The following is a 1,387-nucleotide window of genomic DNA, read 5'->3' as shown; positions in this document are numbered from 1 at the left end:
TCTATGCGATAAACCATTTAAAATGTCCTGTTTTTAACCACAAGAGTCAAGCACAGGATTTAACTTTCTTTGTTCAATAACAGCTTTCTGAGCTTTACGACTCGGCATACTTTTCTTGAGACGGGAACGTTTATTCTGTTTTTCCAACTCTTCATGCTGTTGCTGAATATGTGCCAGAACTGTACCTAACCGTTTATTCTCAACGATCTCATTCTGCTGTAGCCCAGCTAATTTATTGAAAATGCTGTAGTTGAGCTTTCGTCCCTCGTGCATGAGGGCCACAGTCCCATCCGGGTACTCCAGAAATGAAATATATTGCCCAACAAGCTTATGATTCAGCTCTATCGGTTCAAGCAGATAAATACATTTGTCATAGGTCAGGGTCAGATTCTTGGTGACCTTACGCGGTTCCTGCCAGGTAAAAATATCATCCAGTTCAAGATGAGATTCGGTTAATGGCCGATGTAAATTCTTTGAGTTTCGCGCACACTTGGCAAACTTCTGATTGAAATGCTCAATAAAGCAGGGCAGCCAGGCATTTGCCTCGGCAATTGAACAGATACCTTCTAGGCGCATTTCCTTGATCAGGCGATCCTGGAGTGTTCTATTGGCACGTTCCACACGGCCTTTGGCCTGGGGTGAGTTGGCGAAGATAATATCAATATTTAACTCATTCAGAATCCGCCCAAATTGCGTGATCTGGCTATCTTGGCTCGATTTCTGATTCACTCGGAATACCGAGTGTTTATCGCTATAAAACGCTAAAGGCTTGCCGTATTGCTCAATGTAGGCTCGGGTTGAAAGCATATAATCAAAGGTCGTTTCAGCCTCACAAAAGCGCAGATGCAACAGCTTTCCAGTGGCGTCATCGATATAAACTAGCAAGCAGCATTTGGAAGCTCGACCTTCAAACCAGTCATGATATGAGCCATCGATCTGGATCAGCTCACCGAAGCAATCACGGTTGTATCGAGGCTGATATGGACGTTTCAGGCGCTTGGATCGAGGAATCCAGAGGTCATTTGCAGTCATCCAGCGACGAACCGTTTCTACCGGGATATGCAGGCCAAACATGCTGCTGAGCTTCTCATGAGCCAATGTAGGACCAAAGCCAAGTAAATGTTCAGAAATAATGGAAAGACATTCTGATTTTAACAGGACGTCATGGCGACGATGACCCGGTTGACCACGACTGGCATGTGCCATACCTGAGACACCATCTTGATTGAGCTTCTGCAATAACCGGGTAATTTGACGGGTGGAAAGATTCAGGATTTCAGCAGCACGGACCTGGGTAATACGATGATCTCTAACGTCTTGCAGAACTGCAAGACGTTGAATTTCTTTATCAGACATAGTGATCAGCATCTATATTTTATATCCAGTC

At 44.6% G+C, this 1,387-nt stretch carries 1 protein-coding gene; it reads right to left on the bottom strand.

The window, feature by feature from the left end; translation table 11 throughout:
• Positions 1 to 33: 33 nt before the first annotated feature.
• Positions 34 to 1,368, bottom strand: coding sequence for an ISNCY-like element ISAba32 family transposase (locus tag NI462_RS14855; protein ID WP_005264215.1), 1,335 nt, complete (start codon positions 1,366 to 1,368; stop codon positions 34 to 36).
• Between the last annotated feature and the right edge of the window lie 19 nt (positions 1,369 to 1,387).

Source organism: Acinetobacter lwoffii (genome assembly GCF_024129715.1).
In the GTDB taxonomy this organism is placed as follows: Bacteria; Pseudomonadota; Gammaproteobacteria; order Pseudomonadales; family Moraxellaceae; genus Acinetobacter; species Acinetobacter lwoffii_U.
The sequence above is the reverse complement of the archived record's forward strand: the minus strand, read 5'-3'. Positions and strand labels throughout refer to the sequence as shown.

Bases quoted from the DNA above. Each gene is read 5' to 3' on its own strand.
- NI462_RS14855 (WP_005264215.1), bottom strand. From the start codon at position 1,368: ATGCTGATCACTATGTCTGATAAAGAAATTCAACGTCTTGCAGTTCTG.